We start from the raw sequence: 16974 nt of genomic DNA on the forward strand, positions 1-16974 counted from the left end.
CGCAAAGCGCCTGCGGCGCGACCAAATGAACCGGAATGACCATTTTCATTGGTGATTCGGAAAGTTTACGCATGCGCCATCGCAATCAGTCGCGTTTACTCGGCTTGATCAGCATTGCCTTAGCACGCCGACGCGAGAGCGCAGGATTGAAACAGAGAGTCCAAGAGCGAACAGGAGGATACCAAGAGCAGCGGTACAGGCCAGTGCAATGCTATTCATTCAATACCCCTCGCGCGACTCCGAAGCCAGCATGTGAGGTCGGCGCGCAGAGCATAGACGTCGCGCCAGGCGTGTTCGAGAAATCGGCCTTGGGCGTTGAGGTCAGATCCAGGAATGCCTGGGGTTTTGGGTAGTGAGTGCATATGCATATAAATAGACAAAAGCAGTCGGGAAAATGGCAAAGCGGTATGTCTATGGTGAGGCATCTGACAGTGGCTTAAAAGAGGGAAACGCCGCGTTTTGGGACAATCAGTGCTCGCGATATGGCTCCAGAATTGCATCCAAATCGTGGCGGAGCTATGCTGGCTCCAATTGCCGATTACGGCGTTTTGAGACATCCATGAAGACCGTAGCTTTGTTGCTCTTCCCGGGGTTCGAGATTCTCGACCTCGCCGTGATTACCGTATTCGAGTTGGCGAACAGGACGCTCGGGTACGAGTCCTACCGGCAAGTTCGGCTGTCCGAAAACGGGGGGCCGGTTCCGAGCTATTCGGGCGCGACCGTGGACTCGTGCAAGTTCCGCAATGCGGCGTTCGATACGCTGCTCGTCCCTGGCTCCATTCCGGTTCCGAGTTCCACACCGAAAATGAGGTCATTCCTGAAGCGCGCCGAGCAGGCTTGCAGGCGAATGGGCAGCATCTGCACGGGCGCGTTCATTCTCGCGGAAGCTGGGGTTCTCGATGGCCGCCGTGCAACCACCCACTGGTCCGCGGCTCAGGAGCTTCAGCGGCGACACCCTCAAGTGAATGTTCTGCCGGACCGAATCTTTACGAACGACGGAGGCATATGGACATCGGCCGGCATGACCGCGTGCATCGATCTGGCTTTGGCCATGGTAGAGGAAGACCATGGAGCGAAGGTGGCAAAGGCCGTGGCGACGAGTCTTGTGGTCTACCACCGGCGTACCAGTGGCCAGTCCCAGTTCTCGGCGCTGCTGGAGCTTCAGCCCAGGTCCGACCGCATACAAAAGGTGTTGTCCTTCGCCAGGGCCAACCTTCACAAGGACCTTTCCGTGGAAGCCATCGCTGACATCGCGCACGTGAGTCCAAGGCAGTTGAGCAGAATCTTCAAGACTGAGACCGGACAGTCTCCTGCGCAGGTGGTGGAGAAACTGCGCGTCGATGCCGCTCGCAGCCTCGTTGATGCCGGAGAGCTCTCACTTGCAGTGATCGCGAGGGAGACTGGATTTGGCGACACCGAAAGGATGCGCAGAGCATTCGTCAGAACGCTGGGCCAACCTCCGCAAACCATCCGCCGGGTTGCCAGGCAGCAGGCCGCCTAGTCCAGGCAGGCGCGCCTCTCGAACTGCGTTTTTTCGCCGTTGGTGGCGCCGCGTCAGGTTTTGCACGGACGCGTCGAATCCGGTGGAGCAACACTCAGCGCCGGCATGTGGAACTGCAGTGGTCATGAAGCCGGTATTCGGCTACCAGCAGAAATGCCAACAGGCGCGGCCAGTCGAGGATGCACAGTGGTACGTCGACTCGCTTCCTGTGCCGCTGCCCGACCCATAGCGGCCGCTTGCTGCTCAGCAACGCGACGGTCCGTTTTGTCAGGCACAGGCGCCATTAGTGAAACCCATAGGGCCCCTACTTTCATATGCGCGAGTTCCGCCTGACCCTGCGGACCATCTGCGCGTTTCATCGACAACATGAACGAACCGCAATCGTTCACGAATAGAGGTCGATAGTTTTCGTCCACGCGTAACACGAGGAGGCGCGTTCAACGTGGCACGAGGCCCGCGCGTCGGGCCGCCGCCTGGATGCCGTAGACGACGGAAGCCGTAGTGACGCCCGTCACCAGCAAACCTTGCAATCCCAGCAAGACAGCGACAATGCGGCCAATCGCGGTGGTCGGCACCACGTCGCCGTAACCGACCGTCAACGCAGTCACCGCACAGAAATAGAATGTTTCGCTCATCGATGAACGCGTTCGCGTGCCTGCATTGACCGCGCCTCCAGCCAGGTACATCGCAATCGACAGAATCAGAAAAAGCAGCAGCAGAATTGCCAGAATACCGCGCAGGTGCCAAAGAATCCGCGCGGTTTCCGTGACGGCGTCGCGCGGCGAGATACGCGCGCCGACCGGCCCGGTGTCGTTGTCCATGTGCCTGACCTCACAGGTAAGCGCCGCTCAGCGCGGCCTCGGCTCGACGGGCGGCTCGGCGTGATAGCCGCCACCGAGCGCCTTCGTCAATGTGATCTCCTGACTGATCATCTGACCGTCGAGCGTGAGCAGCGCGACCTGCTCCGCGATCACCGGCTGGCGCGCTTCGAGCGCCGCGAGCCGGCTCGTCAGTCCGCGCTGATAGTGGGCTTCGGCGCTGTCTCTCGCGAACGCCAGCGATTCGATTCGCTGCTTCTGCAATTCGCTCTCGGCGTCGAGGGCCTCGAGACGACTGCCCGTCTGCGCGACATCGCGCACCGCGTTGAGGACGGCCTGGTTGTATTGCTCGATCAACAGGTTGCTGCCCTCGCGCGCGCCGCTCAGGTTTGCGTTGAGCCGGCCGCCGTCGAAGATCGGCAGATAGAGGCCCGGAATCAGGTTGATCTGCTGGCTTGCATGCGTGAAGAGGTCCGCAAGATGCAACGCGTCGAAGCCGAAAAACGCCTTGATGTCGAAGCTCGGATAGAACGCCGCCTTCGCCGCGTCGATACGGTCGAACGACGACTCGACATACCATCGCATCGCCTGCAAATCAGGCCGCCGTGCAAGCAGTTCATACGAAAGCGTCGCGGGCAGCGCGGCTTTCGAACGGGGAAGCGCGACGGGCTCGATGGCGGGCAGTCCGTCCGGACCCGCGCCGATCAGCGCGCGTAACGACTCGCGAAACTGCCTGATCTGCGCTTGCGCCGACACGATCTGCCGTTCGATCGCCAGTTGCTGCGCGCGTGCCTCTTCGAGCAACGTGCGGGATTCGAGACCGCGCGCCGCACGCGCTTCGTGGGCCTGCACCGCGAACGCCGCGACCTCATGCGATTCGTTCAGAAGATCGATCAGCTGATAAGTCGTTTGAATGCCGTAGTAAAGCTGCGCGACATCCGTCGAGATTTCGAGTTCGACAGCGGACGTCTCGGCGAGGCGCGCATTGCTTACGCCGACTGACGCGGCAATCTGCGCGCGCTGCTTGCCCCAGATGTCGACCTTCAGACTCGCGCCGAGCCCGACGATGCCTTCCGTGTACCACGGGCCTGTCAGTCCCAAAGCCGGTTCGTTCTGCGCGAACGGGCCGAGAAAACCGTGCGCGGACACATGCTCGCGATTCAGCAACGCCAGCGCGGTCACCTGGAGACTCGATCCCGTTTTGACGAGTTCCACATCCGACTTGGCCTGCGCGACACGCGTGCGCGCGATCACCATCGTCGGCGCATTGCTGAGCGCCTGATCAATGAGCGCATCGAGCTGCGCATCGTGGTAGCGCGTCCACCAGCGCGCGGCGGGCCAGCCCTCGCGCGCGAGATGGATGTTGTCCGCGAGCGCAATCTGCTCGGGCGCGATTTCTGCATACGGCGCGCTGTCGTGATGGATCAGCGCGCAGCCCGCCGCCACGCACGGCATCCACACACAGCACAAGGCAGATCGGAGCCATTTCATGTTCGCAACGCCTGTCTCGACACAGCCGCCCCTGAAGCGTCGACGCGCCAGTCCGGCAGTCCCGCCACCTGCTGCGACAATTCGTCGGCGGCGTTAGCGAGCGGCGCGTCGGCGGGCACGGTGACGGGCCCGGCCATCGCCGCGCGCGACGGACGATGCGCGGCGCCCGGATCGGCGGCGAGGCCATCCGCGTATCGGTCGAGATCGGTGGCGGCCCGCTCCCGCGCCGAGCGCGCGGCATCGGCCGTGCGCGGGCTCGCCGACGCGCCATGCGCCGACAGAGCGTTAGCCAGCGCATCGCCTGCCAGCATGATCTCGCGCGCTTGCGCGAGCACCGTCTGGCCGCGCATCGTGAGCTGTGCGTGCTCGCCTTCCTGCCAGCCGGGTTCCAGCGCCACACGTGAGAGCGTCGCTTCGCAATCGGCGAGCACGGCCCACGCCTGCAACTGGCGCTGTGCATGCAGCAGCGGGTCATGTCCGTCTTCGGCCGCGAGCGGCTCGCGCAGCTGCACGGCGATCGCGCGCAGCATCGTGGCGAGCTTGCGCCGCAGCACGTCGCCCTCGCCTTCACGCCAGAACGACATCTGCACGAACGTCGCCACGGCGACGCCGAGCAGGATGCCAACCATCCGGTCACGGATTTCGGTGAGATCGGTGATCGGCCCGAAGCGCGCGAGCAGCGCGAGCGAGAACGTGAACATGATCTGCGTGCCGGCATAGCTGATCCGCTCGGACCCGGCCGCGATCCACGCCGAGATTGCGAAGACGGGCATCGTAATCAGCAGCAGGCCGACGATATCGTCGAAATGCGGCACGACGAACACTGTCATGAAGAGCGCCAACGCGCTGCCAACGAGCGCGCCCGCCAGCCGAAGCAGCGCGCGCTGCGTGGATGCGCCGAGACTCGGCAGCGCGACGATCACGCATGTCAGCATGATCGTATGGATGCCCTGCCAGTCGACCGCGTTGTAGAACACGTAGCACACCAGCACGGCGAGCAGCGTCTTGAACGAGAAGCGCAGGTATGCGGGATTGCTCCACGCGTCGGCCGCGATCATCGGCTCGTCCGGTGGCGGCTTGCCGGGCTCCGCGTCGCGCGCGACAAGATGGGCGTAGGCATGCAGCGCGCGCCGTGCTTCGGCCGCGGCGGGCATCCCGTCGGCGAAATCGCGTTCGTCGGGCGCCGCCGTTTCGATGTAGCGATATGGTGCGTCGGTCGTCACGGATTCGTCGAGCGCCCGTGCGTTCGCGCGCAACTCGCGCAGCAGCGCATGCGCGGCCGGTTTGCGCGCTGCCGTATCGGGCCAATCGCTCGCGCAGCGATAAAGACGCGACACCGTCGCGATGCGCGCGAGCTGCAACGCCTGGTGCTCGCGATAGTGTGCGTCGCGCATCGTCGTGAAGCGCAGCAGCTTTTGCAGCGTGATCGCGCCCTGCTGGACCATCTCCCGTGTGACCGGGACGGCCCGCGCGCCGCCATCGAGAAGATGCGCGAGCCGCGCATCGAGCGCCGCGAGTTGCCGATGCATCTCCGCCTTCAACTGCACGCGCGGCTCTGCAGGCAGCAGCAGCGTGTTCACGATGAGCGTCAGCGCGATCGCATAGTTGATGGCGACCCACACCCACAGCACCGCACGAATCAACAGATCTGCCTGATCGATCCGGTCCACGAAGCTCTGCACGTAGATCGCGACGATCGCGACCACGAAGAATACGGGACCGATCTTCGTCACGCGAAGCAGATACACGCTGCAAAAGAACAGTACACTCGCGACGACGATGCGCACCAGCGGATAGTCGAAGGTGAACTTGAGGAGCAGGATCGACAGGCCGATGGCGAGCGTCGATCCGACGATGAACAGCATGCCGACTAGCCGCGTGACCACGACGTTCGACTGCGTGACGTAGAACACGACGATCAGCGAAAGCGCGACTTCTGGCACTTCGAGCGCCATCGATGCGACGATCACGATCGCGCTCGTCAGCAGGCAGCGCAGCGTCACGTTGATGCGGCCGGGAAACGGCGCGAGCTCGCACGCGAGGAAGATGCCTGCATCGCGCAGCGTATCGGGCAGATGATCGGCGGCGGCCACGTGCGCTCCTCAGCGGCGTTCGCCATCGTTGCCGTGTGCGGGTTGCAGCACGGCGACCGCTGACGTGCCCACGCGAAACAGATCTGGATTCGGACGATCCACGAGGATTCTGACCGGAAAACGCTGCGCGACATGAACCCAGTTCAGCGTGCGTTGTATGCGCGGCAATCCGCCCGGCAACGCGAAGCCGGCTTCCTCGGATGCGACGCCATAGCCGATCGAATCGACGCTGCCCGCGAAGCGCTGGTCCGCGTCGCTCATCAGGTAGACGGTGGCGGGGGTTCCCCTTCTGATGCCCTTCAATTCCGTCTCGCGGAAATTGGCGACCACGTACCAGTGTCGCGTATCAATCAGCGTGAAGACCGGTTTGAGCGCCGTCGCGAACTGGCCCGTCGATGTCTTCAACCCCACGACACGCCCGTCGAACGGCGCGCGCACCGTCGCGTATTCGAGATTGAGTTCGGCGATCGCGATCTCCGCCTCGATGACGGCACGTTGCGCGACGAGCGCATCAACGCCGCTCACGGCCGCCACCGCCTGCTGCGCCTGCAACTGCGCGGCGCTCAGTTCGGCCTGCGTCGCGCGTTGCGCGGTACGGGCGCGGTCGACGTCCTCCGCCGACACATACCCGCGCGGCAGCAGTGGCTCCATGCGATGCAGCGTATCGGCGGCCTGATTCGCCGCGGCGCGCGCCCGCTCGACAGCCGCGCGCACGGACTGTGCGTTGTACTGCTGCGCGTTGACGGTGCGCTGCGTCAGCTCGATCTGACGATCGAGCGCGACGAGCGACGCCTTGCCTCGCGTGAGCGCATCCTGATACGGGCGCGGGTCGATGCGAAACAGAAGATCGCCCTCCTTCACCGCCTGGTTGTCGTGCACGGCCAGCTCGACGATGCGCCCGTTCACCTCCGGCACGACATCGACGGTGTCCGCATAGACATAAGCATCGTCAGTTCGCGGCGAACGGTCGAGCTGGCGAATCACGAGCAGCAGCAACAGCAGCGTCGCCACGATCAGGACAATGGCCGGCCATGCTCTCTTTTTCTTCGTGTCGGGAGCCGTCGCCATTGCGTCACCTGAACATTACGAGCCAGACAGCAAAGGAAAGGAAAGCGACGAGCGTCGGATACACCAGCGCCGAAGGCCCGATTGCATGATCGGCGTGCAGCCGCTTGAGAATCATGTAGACGACGATCGTCAGGACCACGCCTGCGACGATGCAGAACAGCCAGTCCGGAAAGTATGCACCGAGCACGGCGATGGATGGCGAACTCACGCACCCCGATGTGAGCATCGCGGCGACGGTCGCGATGCCGAGCGCAGGCGGCAGGCATGCCCCTCTGTCGAATCGCATGTATCGCTCCAAGGTGTGACGTGTCGCCGAAACCAGCGTCACGCTTTTGGCTTTGCCCAGGCAATCTGGATCAACCTCAGTGCTTACGAATAATCACGTCCAGGTCTGTCGCAAGGAAATCGCAAAAGTGCACTCAACAGCTTAAATAGGAGCGATCCCGCTTCATTCCTGTGAGCGACGTCTATACTTTGCGGACGGATGATCTCCCGTTGACAAGCGTTAGCACCTATGAAAAAGAGACAGCTTCTCTGGTTCGTCGCACTTTGGATGTTAGGCGTCGCGGGCACGGGTCTGCTTGTTCTGCCGTTTCACCTCCTGGTTGCGGCTGCAATGCGACGATAAACACTACGCGTTAGCACTAGCGAAGAAGGAACAGATTGTCAGTGGTAGCGGGGGTCACGCTCGGTTACCTTTCCTCTGAACACCCAATACTGCATCGCGTTATAGACCAGAATAATGGGAAGCACGATGGCTGTGCCAATGAGCATGAAGAGCTGGCTCGAATGGCTGGACGAGGCTTCCCATATCGAGACCGAAGGAGGCACGATATTCGGCCAGATACTTATTACCAGTCCACTGTAGCCAAGGAAGCAAACACCGAGAGTCAGCAGGAAAGGCGTTGCTTCATGCTCAAGACGAATGGAGCGCAGGATGCCTAAAACACACGCTGCGACAAGTACAGGGACTGGAAGGAACCATCCCAGGTTGCCGCTTGCAAACCACCGATGCGCCACTGCGGGCAATCCGATGACCGTCCAGACGCTGACGATGCCGATCACCGCGGACAGTAGCCAGATCAAACGCGCCATGAGGAACCGCATCTTCCGCTGCAGATCATCCTCGGTCTTCAATATCAGCCAGCCACAAGCCAACGTGGCGTATGTCACGAGGACGCCGATTCCGCAGAAGAGACTGAATGGAGACAGCCAGTCGAAAGCGCCGCCGACGAATTGGCCGTTGACGGTCTCAGTTCCTTGTAACAACGAACCCAATACGATCCCCTGACAGAACGACGCCAGAGCGGATCCACCCATGAACGCCAGATCCCAGGCGTGCTGGGTTCGTGTGGCTTTGCCCCGGATCTCGAATGCGGCTCCGCGAAAGATCAGGCCAATGACCATCAGAATGAGCGGAATGTAATTCGCGGGGAGCAAAGTTGCATAGGCGATCGGGAACGCCCCATAAAGACCTGCTCCACCCAGAACCAGGAAGGTCTCGTTGCCGTCCCAAACGGGAGCGACTGTGTTCATCATCACTTGCCGCGCCTGTGCGGCATCGAAGAAAGGAAAAAGAAGCCCGATGCCAAGATCGAATCCGTCGAGCATCACGTAGATAAACACACCAAGGCCTATGATGCACGCCCAGACGATGGGAAGGTCGATGATCATCACGTCAATTCTCCCGGTTTCATCGCATCGAGGGCGCGATTGTTCAACACGGGATGCTCGCGTGTTTCCTCCTGTTCGGTGTGCGCCGCCGGTCCACGCTTGAGCATCTGAAGCATGTAATAGACTCCCGTACCGAACACAAGCATGTAGACAATCACAAAAATCAGTAGCGACACGCCCACCTGCTGAGCGTTGACGGGAGAGACGGAATCAGCTGTGCGAAGGACGCCATAGACAGTCCATGGCTGACGGCCTACTTCCGTCGTGACCCAACCGGCCAGCAGTGCGACGATTCCCGACGGACCCATCAGCAGCATCATTCGTTGATACCAGCGCGCCTCGTAGAGACGACCATTTAAGCGAAGCATGAGGCCCACGAGCGTCGTCAGAAACATGAGCATGCCTAATCCCGCCATGATTCGAAAACTCCAGAATACGATCGGCGAGTACGGACGATCTTGTACGGGAAACGCCTTGAGTCCTGTAATCTCGCCATCCCAGGTGTGCGTGAGAATCAGACTGCCCAGATGAGGCACTTGCACCGTATATCGCGTCACTTCGGCTTGCATATCGGGAAGACCGATCAGATTGAGAGGCGTGCCACCCTTTTCGGTTTGCCATAGTCCCTCGATGGCTGCGATTTTCGCTGGCTGATGCTTCCGCGTATTGAGCCCATGAGCATCGCCTACTGCGATCTGCACCGGCGTTATTACGAGCAGGATCCAAAGTGCCATCGAGAAGCTGGTCAGGATGGCCTTGTCGCGTCTTCCCCGCAGCAGGTGCCATGCTCCGCACGCCGCAACGACAAATCCAGCGACGATGAATGCCGCGATCGTCATGTGCGCGAGCCGGTATGGAAACGATGGATTGAATATAACCTTCCACCAGTCGACGGGAACGATACGACCGTTCGCGATGACAAAGCCTTGAGGTGTTTGCATGAAACTGTTCGACGCGAGAATCCAGAATGTCGAGACAAGCGTTCCGAGTGCGACCATCAGCGTGGCGAAAAAGTGTGCTCGTGGGCTGACTTTGCTCCACCCGAAAAGCATGACTCCGAGGAAACCAGCCTCGAGGAAAAATGCAGTCAACACTTCATAAGTCAGCAATGGACCGGTGACATTTCCGGCGACGGTTGCGAACCCGCTCCAGTTCGTCCCGAACTCGTAAGCCATGACGACACCGGAGACGACGCCCATGCCGAACCCGACCGCGAAGAAACGCGACCAGAAGACGCAAAGCTCCTTGTACACGCTCTCGCGGGTGACGAGCCATCGCCACTCGAGCACGGCCAGGAAGCTGGCCATGCCGATACTGATTGCCGGGAAGACAATGTGAAAGGAGATTGTGAACGCAAACTGCAGGCGGGCGAGATGTAAGGCATCGAGGATATTCATGGCAGAGCCGGCCGGATACCGTCCTGAGCCAGGACCCTTACGTTATAGGTACAAGCCTCGAAGTACGCAACGACCGCTGAAGAGAACGCTCGCCTAACTTCTCGCCGACGCGGCTCAAACCGGCGGCGACTCATCGCCACCGGGGCCGACTCCGCTACGCTGCCGACGCCCGGCCTAACCAAGCCGGCGTGAACGACAACTATTGGGCACGCAAGCCACATCGATCGGATAGCGTCGGGCAGCAGTCGACGCGCATCAGCCGTTCGGACCGCTGCGGCGCCAAGGCCTGCTTCCGAAGTTCTTCGGACCTCGCTTCGCTCCGATCTATAACCAGAGTGGGCAATGCGAGGGCATCTTCGAATCGTCCTCCTCACACGCCACCATGCCTGCACGATCCGATGACCTGCGCGATAGTTCATGGGTAATTTGACAGCACCCGACAGCGATGCCGTGGCAGCCCAATCGCGTCTGAAACCCTCATCTGCGCGAAATCCAATGAGATGCCTGTTTGCCACAACGGGAGAACCATCGTGCGTATCCCAAGTCCTCCAAACGTGCGGACGATCCTGAAGAGCATCATTGCCCTGACGATCCCGGCGCTTTGCGACGCGCCTGCCTTGACGGCGGGCTTACAGACCGACGCTACGCCTAATGAAACACCCTTCCTGGCGGAGAACCATGCCGCCATGACAAGAATGATGGACGGCATGTCCGCGACACCGACGGGTGACGTCGATCGCGATTTTGTCGCAATGATGGTGCCTCACCATCAAGGTGCCATCGACATGGCGCAGGCCGAACTGCGTTACGGACACAACGAACAGTTACGCCGTATCGCGCAAGAGATCGTCGTCGAGCAACAACAGGAAATCGTCGCCATGCGCGTCGCACTCGGTCAACCATTGCCAGTACCTGCCCCCGCTCCGGACCAGCAACAGCCCGCTTCCATACCTGCCGCCCCTGCTCACCGGACGCCCGACCACGGCATGCAAATGAACATGCCAAACCCTATGTAAGGGGAGCAACAATGAAACACGAATCCGCCATCGCCATCGCGTTGTCTGCGGCCGCGCTGGTAACAGCGCAGATCGCCTGGGCTGGGCAGGCCCCTGGATCGCAGTCCGATCCTGACATTCCCGTAAGCCATCACGATCGCGTTTACGCTGCTGAACAGTTCTCGAACACCGTGTCGGTGATCGACCCCGTCGACAACAGGCTGCTCGGCCTGATTCGCCTCGGCGATCCGTCGCCGGGCAATTTCAGTCCGTTGTACAAAGGCCAATTGCTTGTGCACGGCATGGGTTTCTCGCCGGACCATCACACGATTGCGGTGGTCTCGATCGGATCGAACTCGGTTTCATTCATCGACACGCAGACTAACGCCGTCAAGCATGTCACCTACGTCGGCCGCTCTCCTCACGAGGCTTTCTTCACGCCTGATGGAAAAGAGGTCTGGGTGACCGTGCGCGGCGAAAACTACGTTGCGGTACTCGACGGAAAAACATACGAGGAGAAAACACGCATTACTGTCCCGCCTGGGCCCGGCATGCAGATATTCTCACCGGACGGGAAGTACGGTTATGTCTGTTCGTCCTTCAACCCGGAGACCGATGTGGTGTCCGTGGCCGACCACAAGATCGTCGGCATGGTCAGGCAGGCCAGCCCCTTCTGTCCCGACCTGGCGGCAACGCCAGACGGCAAGCAGGTCTGGTTCACGCTCAAGGACACCGGCAAGGTCCAGGTGTTCGATGCAAGGCCGCCATTCGCGCTGATGAAGACACTCGACACAGGCCCGATCACGAATCACGTGAACGTCGTGCATAACACCAACGGCACGTTCGCGTATGTAACGGTCGGCGGCCTGAACGTGGTCAAGGTGTTTCGAACCGACGACTTTTCGCAGGTCGCGACGATACAAGTCGGCAACTTGCCACATGGGCTATGGCCATCGGGGGACGGCAGCCGCATCTATGTCGGGCTCGAAAACGCCGATGCGATGACGGCGATCGACACACTGACCAACACGGTCATCGCAACTGTGCCCATTGGCCAGGCGCCGCAGGCGGTCACCTATGTGCCGAATGCGGTGCCGGAAGGTGATGCTACGCAGAACCTGCAGACGCTCGGCCTGGCTGGCCAGAGTGTCCATATCACACTGGTGCCAGCGGGGTCGGCCAAGACGGCGGATACCGCCAATGTGCCTACGACTGTCGCGTTGTTCGACCAGGGGCTCGTGCAGGTTCTCCAGGCCGCTGTCACGGGTCTGCAACCGAAGCAGCCCTACATACTAGGTCTTGCCGATAACGCCGATGGCACGGGTGACCTGCAAGTGCTCGCGAATTTCATGTCCAATCCGGCCGGCTCGGCGATCGTGAATGCGCTCGGGCAGATTCGCCAACTGGTCACACCAGGAATGGGCAATGCCCGTGACAAGCGCCGCTACCTCGTGGTTGCCCCGCAAGGGTCGGGCAAGCCTGGAGCTCCGATACAGGTCCAGTCGCCATAACCGCGTCCGCTACCACGCCTCGTTCGCGGCGGCGGAATGGTGTGCGGCGCGGCTATCTGATTCTGGCAGTCACGGTAACGACCGCATAGTGGCGGCGAATTGAACGGCCGGTTGCTGCGTGGAACAGACGCCTGAACGTCTAAGCGACGATGTGAGCGAACGTCCCTTCATGGGCCGTCCTCCGCCTCACGCAACCGGTGTAACGAGCGTCAACGCCACAATCCTTTCGATTTTCGATGTGCAAGGGTGCAGAACATTTCATTTTTCACTCTCCGCCGCCGCGTGGACTCTTGTAAGATCCCATGGCAAGAATCTAGAAACACGGCCATCGGACAGGAATGCGAAGAGCAATGGACCAACCCGATACGAATTTGACAGCGCCCATCCTTTGCAGCGACTCTACAGTCTTGTTTTCGGTCTACGGTTTCGGTTGGGGGTACTGTGCCTTTGCGCTACCTTGTGAAGTAGTTTGCGAAAAACTCGGCGCTGCGAATCGCACCCCAAGGCAATTGAGGCTGGCCTTCGAGCTTGGCAAGCGCCGACTGCTGGAGGCTGCGGAGGCGAAAGCAGTCCACGGCATGGGTGGACGCATAACGCTGTCTGCCACTGACCTGTAGCGCAGGAGTGCGATTCGGCGGTCGCTCCTGGAAGCAGGTCGCGCGCTGGGCTATACCTCGCTGTCTGTTGAGTGCTGCCCGGAGTCGGTCGCCCTCTGGGGTGCCGATGACCACCGTCACTACCTGACCCGAAGCGGTCTTGCCTGCATACGTCGGAATGGCGGCCGTTTCCAGGGTGAAGCCGTCATTCGACTCCTCGCTTCAGCGTGGCAATTCCTCCCGTGTGGCTGGTTAAGCACGGCCACCGGCATACTCCAATAATCGATAAGACTCACGACGCCCGCACCTCACGGACCCCCTTCCCTATCCGCCGCCGCAGCAGCGTGCGCAGCGTCACGCCGTCCGCGTAACCGACCTGCTCGGCGATGCGATCCACGCTGAGCTTGCTCGTCTTCAGCAGATGGACGGCGCGCTCGACCCGCAGATCCTGAATGTACTCGACGGGCGTTTTACCGAGCACCTCGTTTAGACGTCGCGTCAACGTTCGCTTGCTGGTCGCCAGTTCTTCGGCGGCGTCGTCGAGCGCGATGGCCGTGTCGAGGTGTTCGCGCACCCAGCGGTCGAAACGCTCGACGAGCGGGTCCGAATGGGCCAGGTGATCGGAGATCGCAAAGGCAGACTGCGACGGCCGCGAATCGAAGACGAGGTACTTGCCTACGAGCGCTGCAAGCTCCGGGCTGTTGTTGCGGATCAGCCAGAGCGCGAGGTCGAGATGGCTCAGGGCGGCGCCCGCCGTCACCATGTCGCCGCTGGGCACGACAATACGATGCGCATCCAGGTGCACTTCGGGGTAACGCTGCCGGAACATCGGCGAGAGCCACCAGGTGGTGGTGGCTTCACGACCATTGAGCAAGCCGCTTTCGGCCAGCACGAAGGTACCCGTGCAGGAGGCGCCCATACGGGCGCCCGCACTGTGCCACGCGCGCAATGCGCTGAGCGCGTCAATCACATCGGGCCGGCCGAGCGAAGGCACAAGCAGGTCCGTCGTGGTCCTGTTGAGCGCCGGTACGACCACCCAGTCTGGTGCGGGGGCGTCTGTCATGTCGCGCACGGGCACCTGCAGCCCAAGCGCGGTGCGCACCTCTGGCCGCATCCCCGCCACGGTGATGTCGAAGTCCGGTATGGCCATCCCGGTCGCGCGCGCCAGTTCATTCGCCGTCGTCAGGGCATCGAGCACGGTGGTGAGGCCGGTGTCGAACACCCCTTCGAGCGCCAGGACAAAAATCCGCATGGCAGGATCGATACCAAAGTTGTCGATTGAGACAGTATCTCCAGGGGCGCTCCGTTTGTAAAGTCTGGACCAACGCGTGAACTCGTCACGCGCAGACTGGAGAGCAAAGATGATCAAGAAGGCACTATTCGTACGACTTGAAGCCAGGCCAGGAAAGGAGCATGCGGTAGCGGACTTCCTCGACGCCGGGCTGGAAATGACGAATCGGGAGGCGACCACGCCGATCTGGTTCGCCCTCAGGCTGTCACCGACGACGTTCGGTGTCTTCGACGCCTTTGCGAACGAAGAGGATCGCCAGGCACACCTGCACGGGAGTATGGCCGGCGCCCTGATGGCGCGGGTCGACGAGATGCTGGCCAGCCCTCCGTCGGTCGAGCCGATCGATGTTCTGGCCATGAAGAACAGGCTGCCCTGATTCCCGGTTAACCATCACCGATCAGTCCTCGCCCGTCAAGCGCAATTGCGCAAAACGACGGGCAACTACAGACAACTCTGGAGAGTACGATGTTTGCACTGCGAAATAAACTAGCCATTGCCGCCTTGATTGCTCTGGGCGCCACGATGGCGCATGCCGAGGCAAAGGCGGCTGCGAAAGATGTTGTCATTGTCCACGGCGCACTGGTGGATGGCTCCGGCTGGCGGGCCGTCCACGACATCCTGGTCAAGGATGGCTACCATGTGACGATCGTGCAAGAGCCGCTCACGGGCTTCGCCGAGGACGTCGATACCGCCAGGCGCGTCATCGACCAGCAGCAGGGCCCGGTGGTGCTGGTCGGCCACAGCTACGGTGGCTCCGTGATCACGGAGGCAGGTGCGGACCCGAAGGTCAGCTCGCTCGTCTACGTGGCCGCACTGCAACCCGACGTCGGCGAAGCCAGCGGTCAGCTGTTGCAGAAGTTTGCCGCGCCCAACGATGCCATGCGAGCGACGCCGGACAAGTATTTCTTCCTCCCGCCGGCGAAATTCCGTGAGAACTTTGCCGCGGACGTCCCGCCCTCGGACGCTCAATTCCTGGCGGACTCGCAGGACCAACTTGCCGAGAAAGCGTTGGGCGCACCGGTCTCTGTGGCGGCATGGCGAACCAAGCCCAGCTACGCCATCCTGACCACCCAGGATCATATGGTGAACCCCCAGCTTCAGCGCTGGATGTATCAGCGCTCGGGTGCCAAGGTGACCGAGGTGAGCGCAAGCCACGCTGTCTTTATCTCCCAGCCGGCCGCCGTTGCGCGAGTGATTGAGATTGCCGCGAAGTCGACGAACTGACCGGAACAGAGGGCAATCCGGGGCGCGTGGGGGCGATAGACCCGAAGCGCCCCTCAGAAAATGACCAACGGCAGAGTCATCTGCACCCGGTCGGTATTGTTTGTGCGCCAGTGGTTGCAGTGTCGTCGCGAGCAGAACATATTTGCCTACGATGTGCATGGCACCGCATTCCGTTGCGCGCCTGACACGGTTGCGATGTGATAGCCACACGGATCAATGATGTCGAGAAAAGGTGTCGCGTCTACCGTCGGGACGCTGCCACCGATGTCATCTGAAGGCTGCACGAGTCGCAGATGAGCCGCGAAGTTTGAGCGAGCCGCGTCGCTTCCTTTTTCACGCCGGAACGAACCGCCCATTTAACGCGACAACTGCCTCATTATCACGGCAACGGACGCATCCACGCCGATAGACCGGTGTCGACCCACTCCGGTCATACACCGCTGCACTAACACGACGGCCGTTTTCAACGCACAGCGGCCATCCATGCCGCCGTGTCGACTGCCTTTCGGCCGAACCGGACACCCGGTACGCCCCGTCCATATAACTGCTGCACGTCCTTCTCGACGAAGATCTGGGAGGCGTCACGGTAATCGGAAGAAAGCGCTATGACTATGCAGCATCGCGTCGGCTATCGCCTCCATGCAGGCGCCTTGTACACGGAGTATTGACCACCGTCTGCACCTCAAGGCGCGGGCGTCGCCTGTCGGTTTCCACCCGCGCTCATCGCCGCGTCTCTTTCGGCTCGATGCTTCGCGGCAACCTTCTCTTCCGCGGCCTGTATATCGGCGGGGTACGAACCATCGTCACCCTGCGACGGGTTATAACCCGCCGCCTCCAGTTCTTCGAGCTCATGCATGACTTCCGCGCGGGTGCGTTGATGGGTGGCAAGCTCCGGCATGGTCTGCGCATAAACACTCACTGTACCGGCCATCAGCATGGTGCCTGCGATCACGAAGCTGCGTAGCGGCTGTACAACGCACCCGGCCATCAAATCCGATTTCATGTGGTACTCCTTTTACCTCGGGAGGTGTTTGCAAAATGGAATGGCTGGCGTTCAATGCGCCTTGTCGTCTGGGAGAGAAGCGTTCTGCCGCATGAGATGTTCACGCTTCATACGTGCGACCTGCCTCGCGTAGATCGGATTGACATCTGGATACGAGGTTTCGGTCACAAAGTTCAGACCGTTTTGCTGTGCTTCGATCAGCTCCTGATAGACCTCGGCGCGGGTCTTGCCTTGAGAAAACGCGTTCGACGATGCGAGAGTCGCCAGCGAAAAGACGATCACGATAGATTTAATCATTTCATACTCCTTAGT

15 protein-coding genes are annotated in these 16974 nt (G+C 61.1%); 5 read left to right on the top strand and 10 right to left on the bottom strand.

Annotated elements, in window-relative coordinates:
• The first annotated feature begins 559 nt into the window (after positions 1–559).
• Positions 560–1501, top strand: a complete 942-nt coding sequence (locus AB4Y32_RS33355) for a GlxA family transcriptional regulator (RefSeq protein ID WP_368725399.1) — start codon at positions 560–562, stop codon at positions 1499–1501.
• A gap of 437 nt (positions 1502–1938) precedes the next feature.
• Here AB4Y32_RS33355 and AB4Y32_RS33360 read toward each other — a convergent pair whose 3' ends face one another.
• From AB4Y32_RS33360 to AB4Y32_RS33390, 7 genes are all read right to left on the bottom strand, one after another.
• A complete protein-coding gene (locus AB4Y32_RS33360; RefSeq protein ID WP_368725400.1) occupies positions 1939–2322 on the bottom strand; it encodes a potassium channel family protein in 384 nt (127 codons plus the stop codon).
• 27 nt (positions 2323–2349) lie between these two features.
• Positions 2350–3810 carry an MdtP family multidrug efflux transporter outer membrane subunit gene (locus AB4Y32_RS33365; RefSeq protein WP_368725401.1) on the bottom strand — a complete coding sequence of 487 codons (1461 nt, stop codon included), beginning with the start codon at positions 3808–3810 and terminating at the stop codon, positions 2350–2352.
• Positions 3807–5903, bottom strand: a complete 2097-nt coding sequence (locus AB4Y32_RS33370) for an FUSC family protein (RefSeq protein WP_368725402.1) — start codon at positions 5901–5903, stop codon at positions 3807–3809. Before AB4Y32_RS33370 ends, AB4Y32_RS33365 begins: the two co-directional genes overlap by 4 nt.
• 9 nt (positions 5904–5912) lie before the next feature.
• Complete coding sequence (gene mdtN, locus AB4Y32_RS33375; RefSeq protein ID WP_368725403.1) at positions 5913–6971, bottom strand: multidrug transporter subunit MdtN; 1059 nt, start codon at positions 6969–6971, stop codon at positions 5913–5915.
• Positions 6972–6975: 4 nt separating this feature from the next.
• Complete coding sequence (locus tag AB4Y32_RS33380; RefSeq protein WP_368725404.1) at positions 6976–7257, bottom strand: YtcA family lipoprotein; 282 nt, start codon at positions 7255–7257, stop codon at positions 6976–6978.
• 380 nt (positions 7258–7637) lie between these two features.
• On the bottom strand, positions 7638–8645 hold the full coding sequence (gene cydB, locus AB4Y32_RS33385) for a cytochrome d ubiquinol oxidase subunit II (protein ID WP_368725454.1): 1008 nt from the start codon (positions 8643–8645) through the stop codon (positions 7638–7640).
• The gene (locus tag AB4Y32_RS33390) at positions 8645–10042 is read right to left on the bottom strand and encodes a cytochrome ubiquinol oxidase subunit I (RefSeq protein ID WP_368725405.1); all 1398 of its coding nucleotides are present in this window, start codon (positions 10040–10042) and stop codon (positions 8645–8647) included. Before AB4Y32_RS33390 ends, cydB begins: the two co-directional genes overlap by 1 nt.
• Before the next feature lie 530 nt (positions 10043–10572).
• On the opposite strand from AB4Y32_RS33390, the gene AB4Y32_RS33395 reads away from it, so the two are divergent.
• Positions 10573–11058 (top strand): DUF305 domain-containing protein, encoded by a 486-nt coding sequence (locus AB4Y32_RS33395; RefSeq protein ID WP_368725406.1) that lies wholly within the window; start codon positions 10573–10575, stop codon positions 11056–11058.
• A gap of 11 nt (positions 11059–11069) precedes the next feature.
• Positions 11070–12548 carry a YncE family protein gene (locus tag AB4Y32_RS33400; RefSeq protein WP_368725407.1) on the top strand — a complete coding sequence of 493 codons (1479 nt, stop codon included), beginning with the start codon at positions 11070–11072 and terminating at the stop codon, positions 12546–12548.
• 888 nt (positions 12549–13436) lie between these two features.
• Here AB4Y32_RS33400 and AB4Y32_RS33405 read toward each other — a convergent pair.
• Positions 13437–14396, bottom strand: a complete 960-nt coding sequence (locus AB4Y32_RS33405) for a GlxA family transcriptional regulator (protein ID WP_368725408.1) — start codon at positions 14394–14396, stop codon at positions 13437–13439.
• A gap of 109 nt (positions 14397–14505) precedes the next feature.
• Between AB4Y32_RS33405 and AB4Y32_RS33410 the strand changes: the two genes are divergently transcribed.
• Together AB4Y32_RS33410 and AB4Y32_RS33415 are read left to right on the top strand one after the other, a co-directional pair.
• Positions 14506–14811: a putative quinol monooxygenase gene (locus tag AB4Y32_RS33410; RefSeq protein ID WP_368725409.1), complete on the top strand. Its 306-nt coding sequence runs from the start codon at positions 14506–14508 to the stop codon at positions 14809–14811.
• 89 nt (positions 14812–14900) lie between these two features.
• A complete protein-coding gene (locus AB4Y32_RS33415; RefSeq protein WP_368725410.1) occupies positions 14901–15659 on the top strand; it encodes an alpha/beta fold hydrolase in 759 nt (252 codons plus the stop codon).
• A gap of 682 nt (positions 15660–16341) precedes the next feature.
• Here AB4Y32_RS33415 and AB4Y32_RS33420 read toward each other — a convergent pair.
• Both AB4Y32_RS33420 and AB4Y32_RS33425 read right to left on the bottom strand, forming a co-directional pair.
• A complete protein-coding gene (locus AB4Y32_RS33420) occupies positions 16342–16662 on the bottom strand; it encodes a DUF4148 domain-containing protein (RefSeq protein WP_368725411.1) in 321 nt (106 codons plus the stop codon).
• A gap of 51 nt (positions 16663–16713) precedes the next feature.
• Positions 16714–16959 carry a DUF4148 domain-containing protein gene (locus AB4Y32_RS33425; protein WP_439899876.1) on the bottom strand — a complete coding sequence of 82 codons (246 nt, stop codon included), beginning with the start codon at positions 16957–16959 and terminating at the stop codon, positions 16714–16716.
• Positions 16960–16974 lie beyond the last annotated feature (15 nt).

The organism is Paraburkholderia phymatum (assembly GCF_040965635.1).
Taxonomy (GTDB): domain Bacteria; phylum Pseudomonadota; class Gammaproteobacteria; order Burkholderiales; family Burkholderiaceae; genus Paraburkholderia; species Paraburkholderia phymatum_B.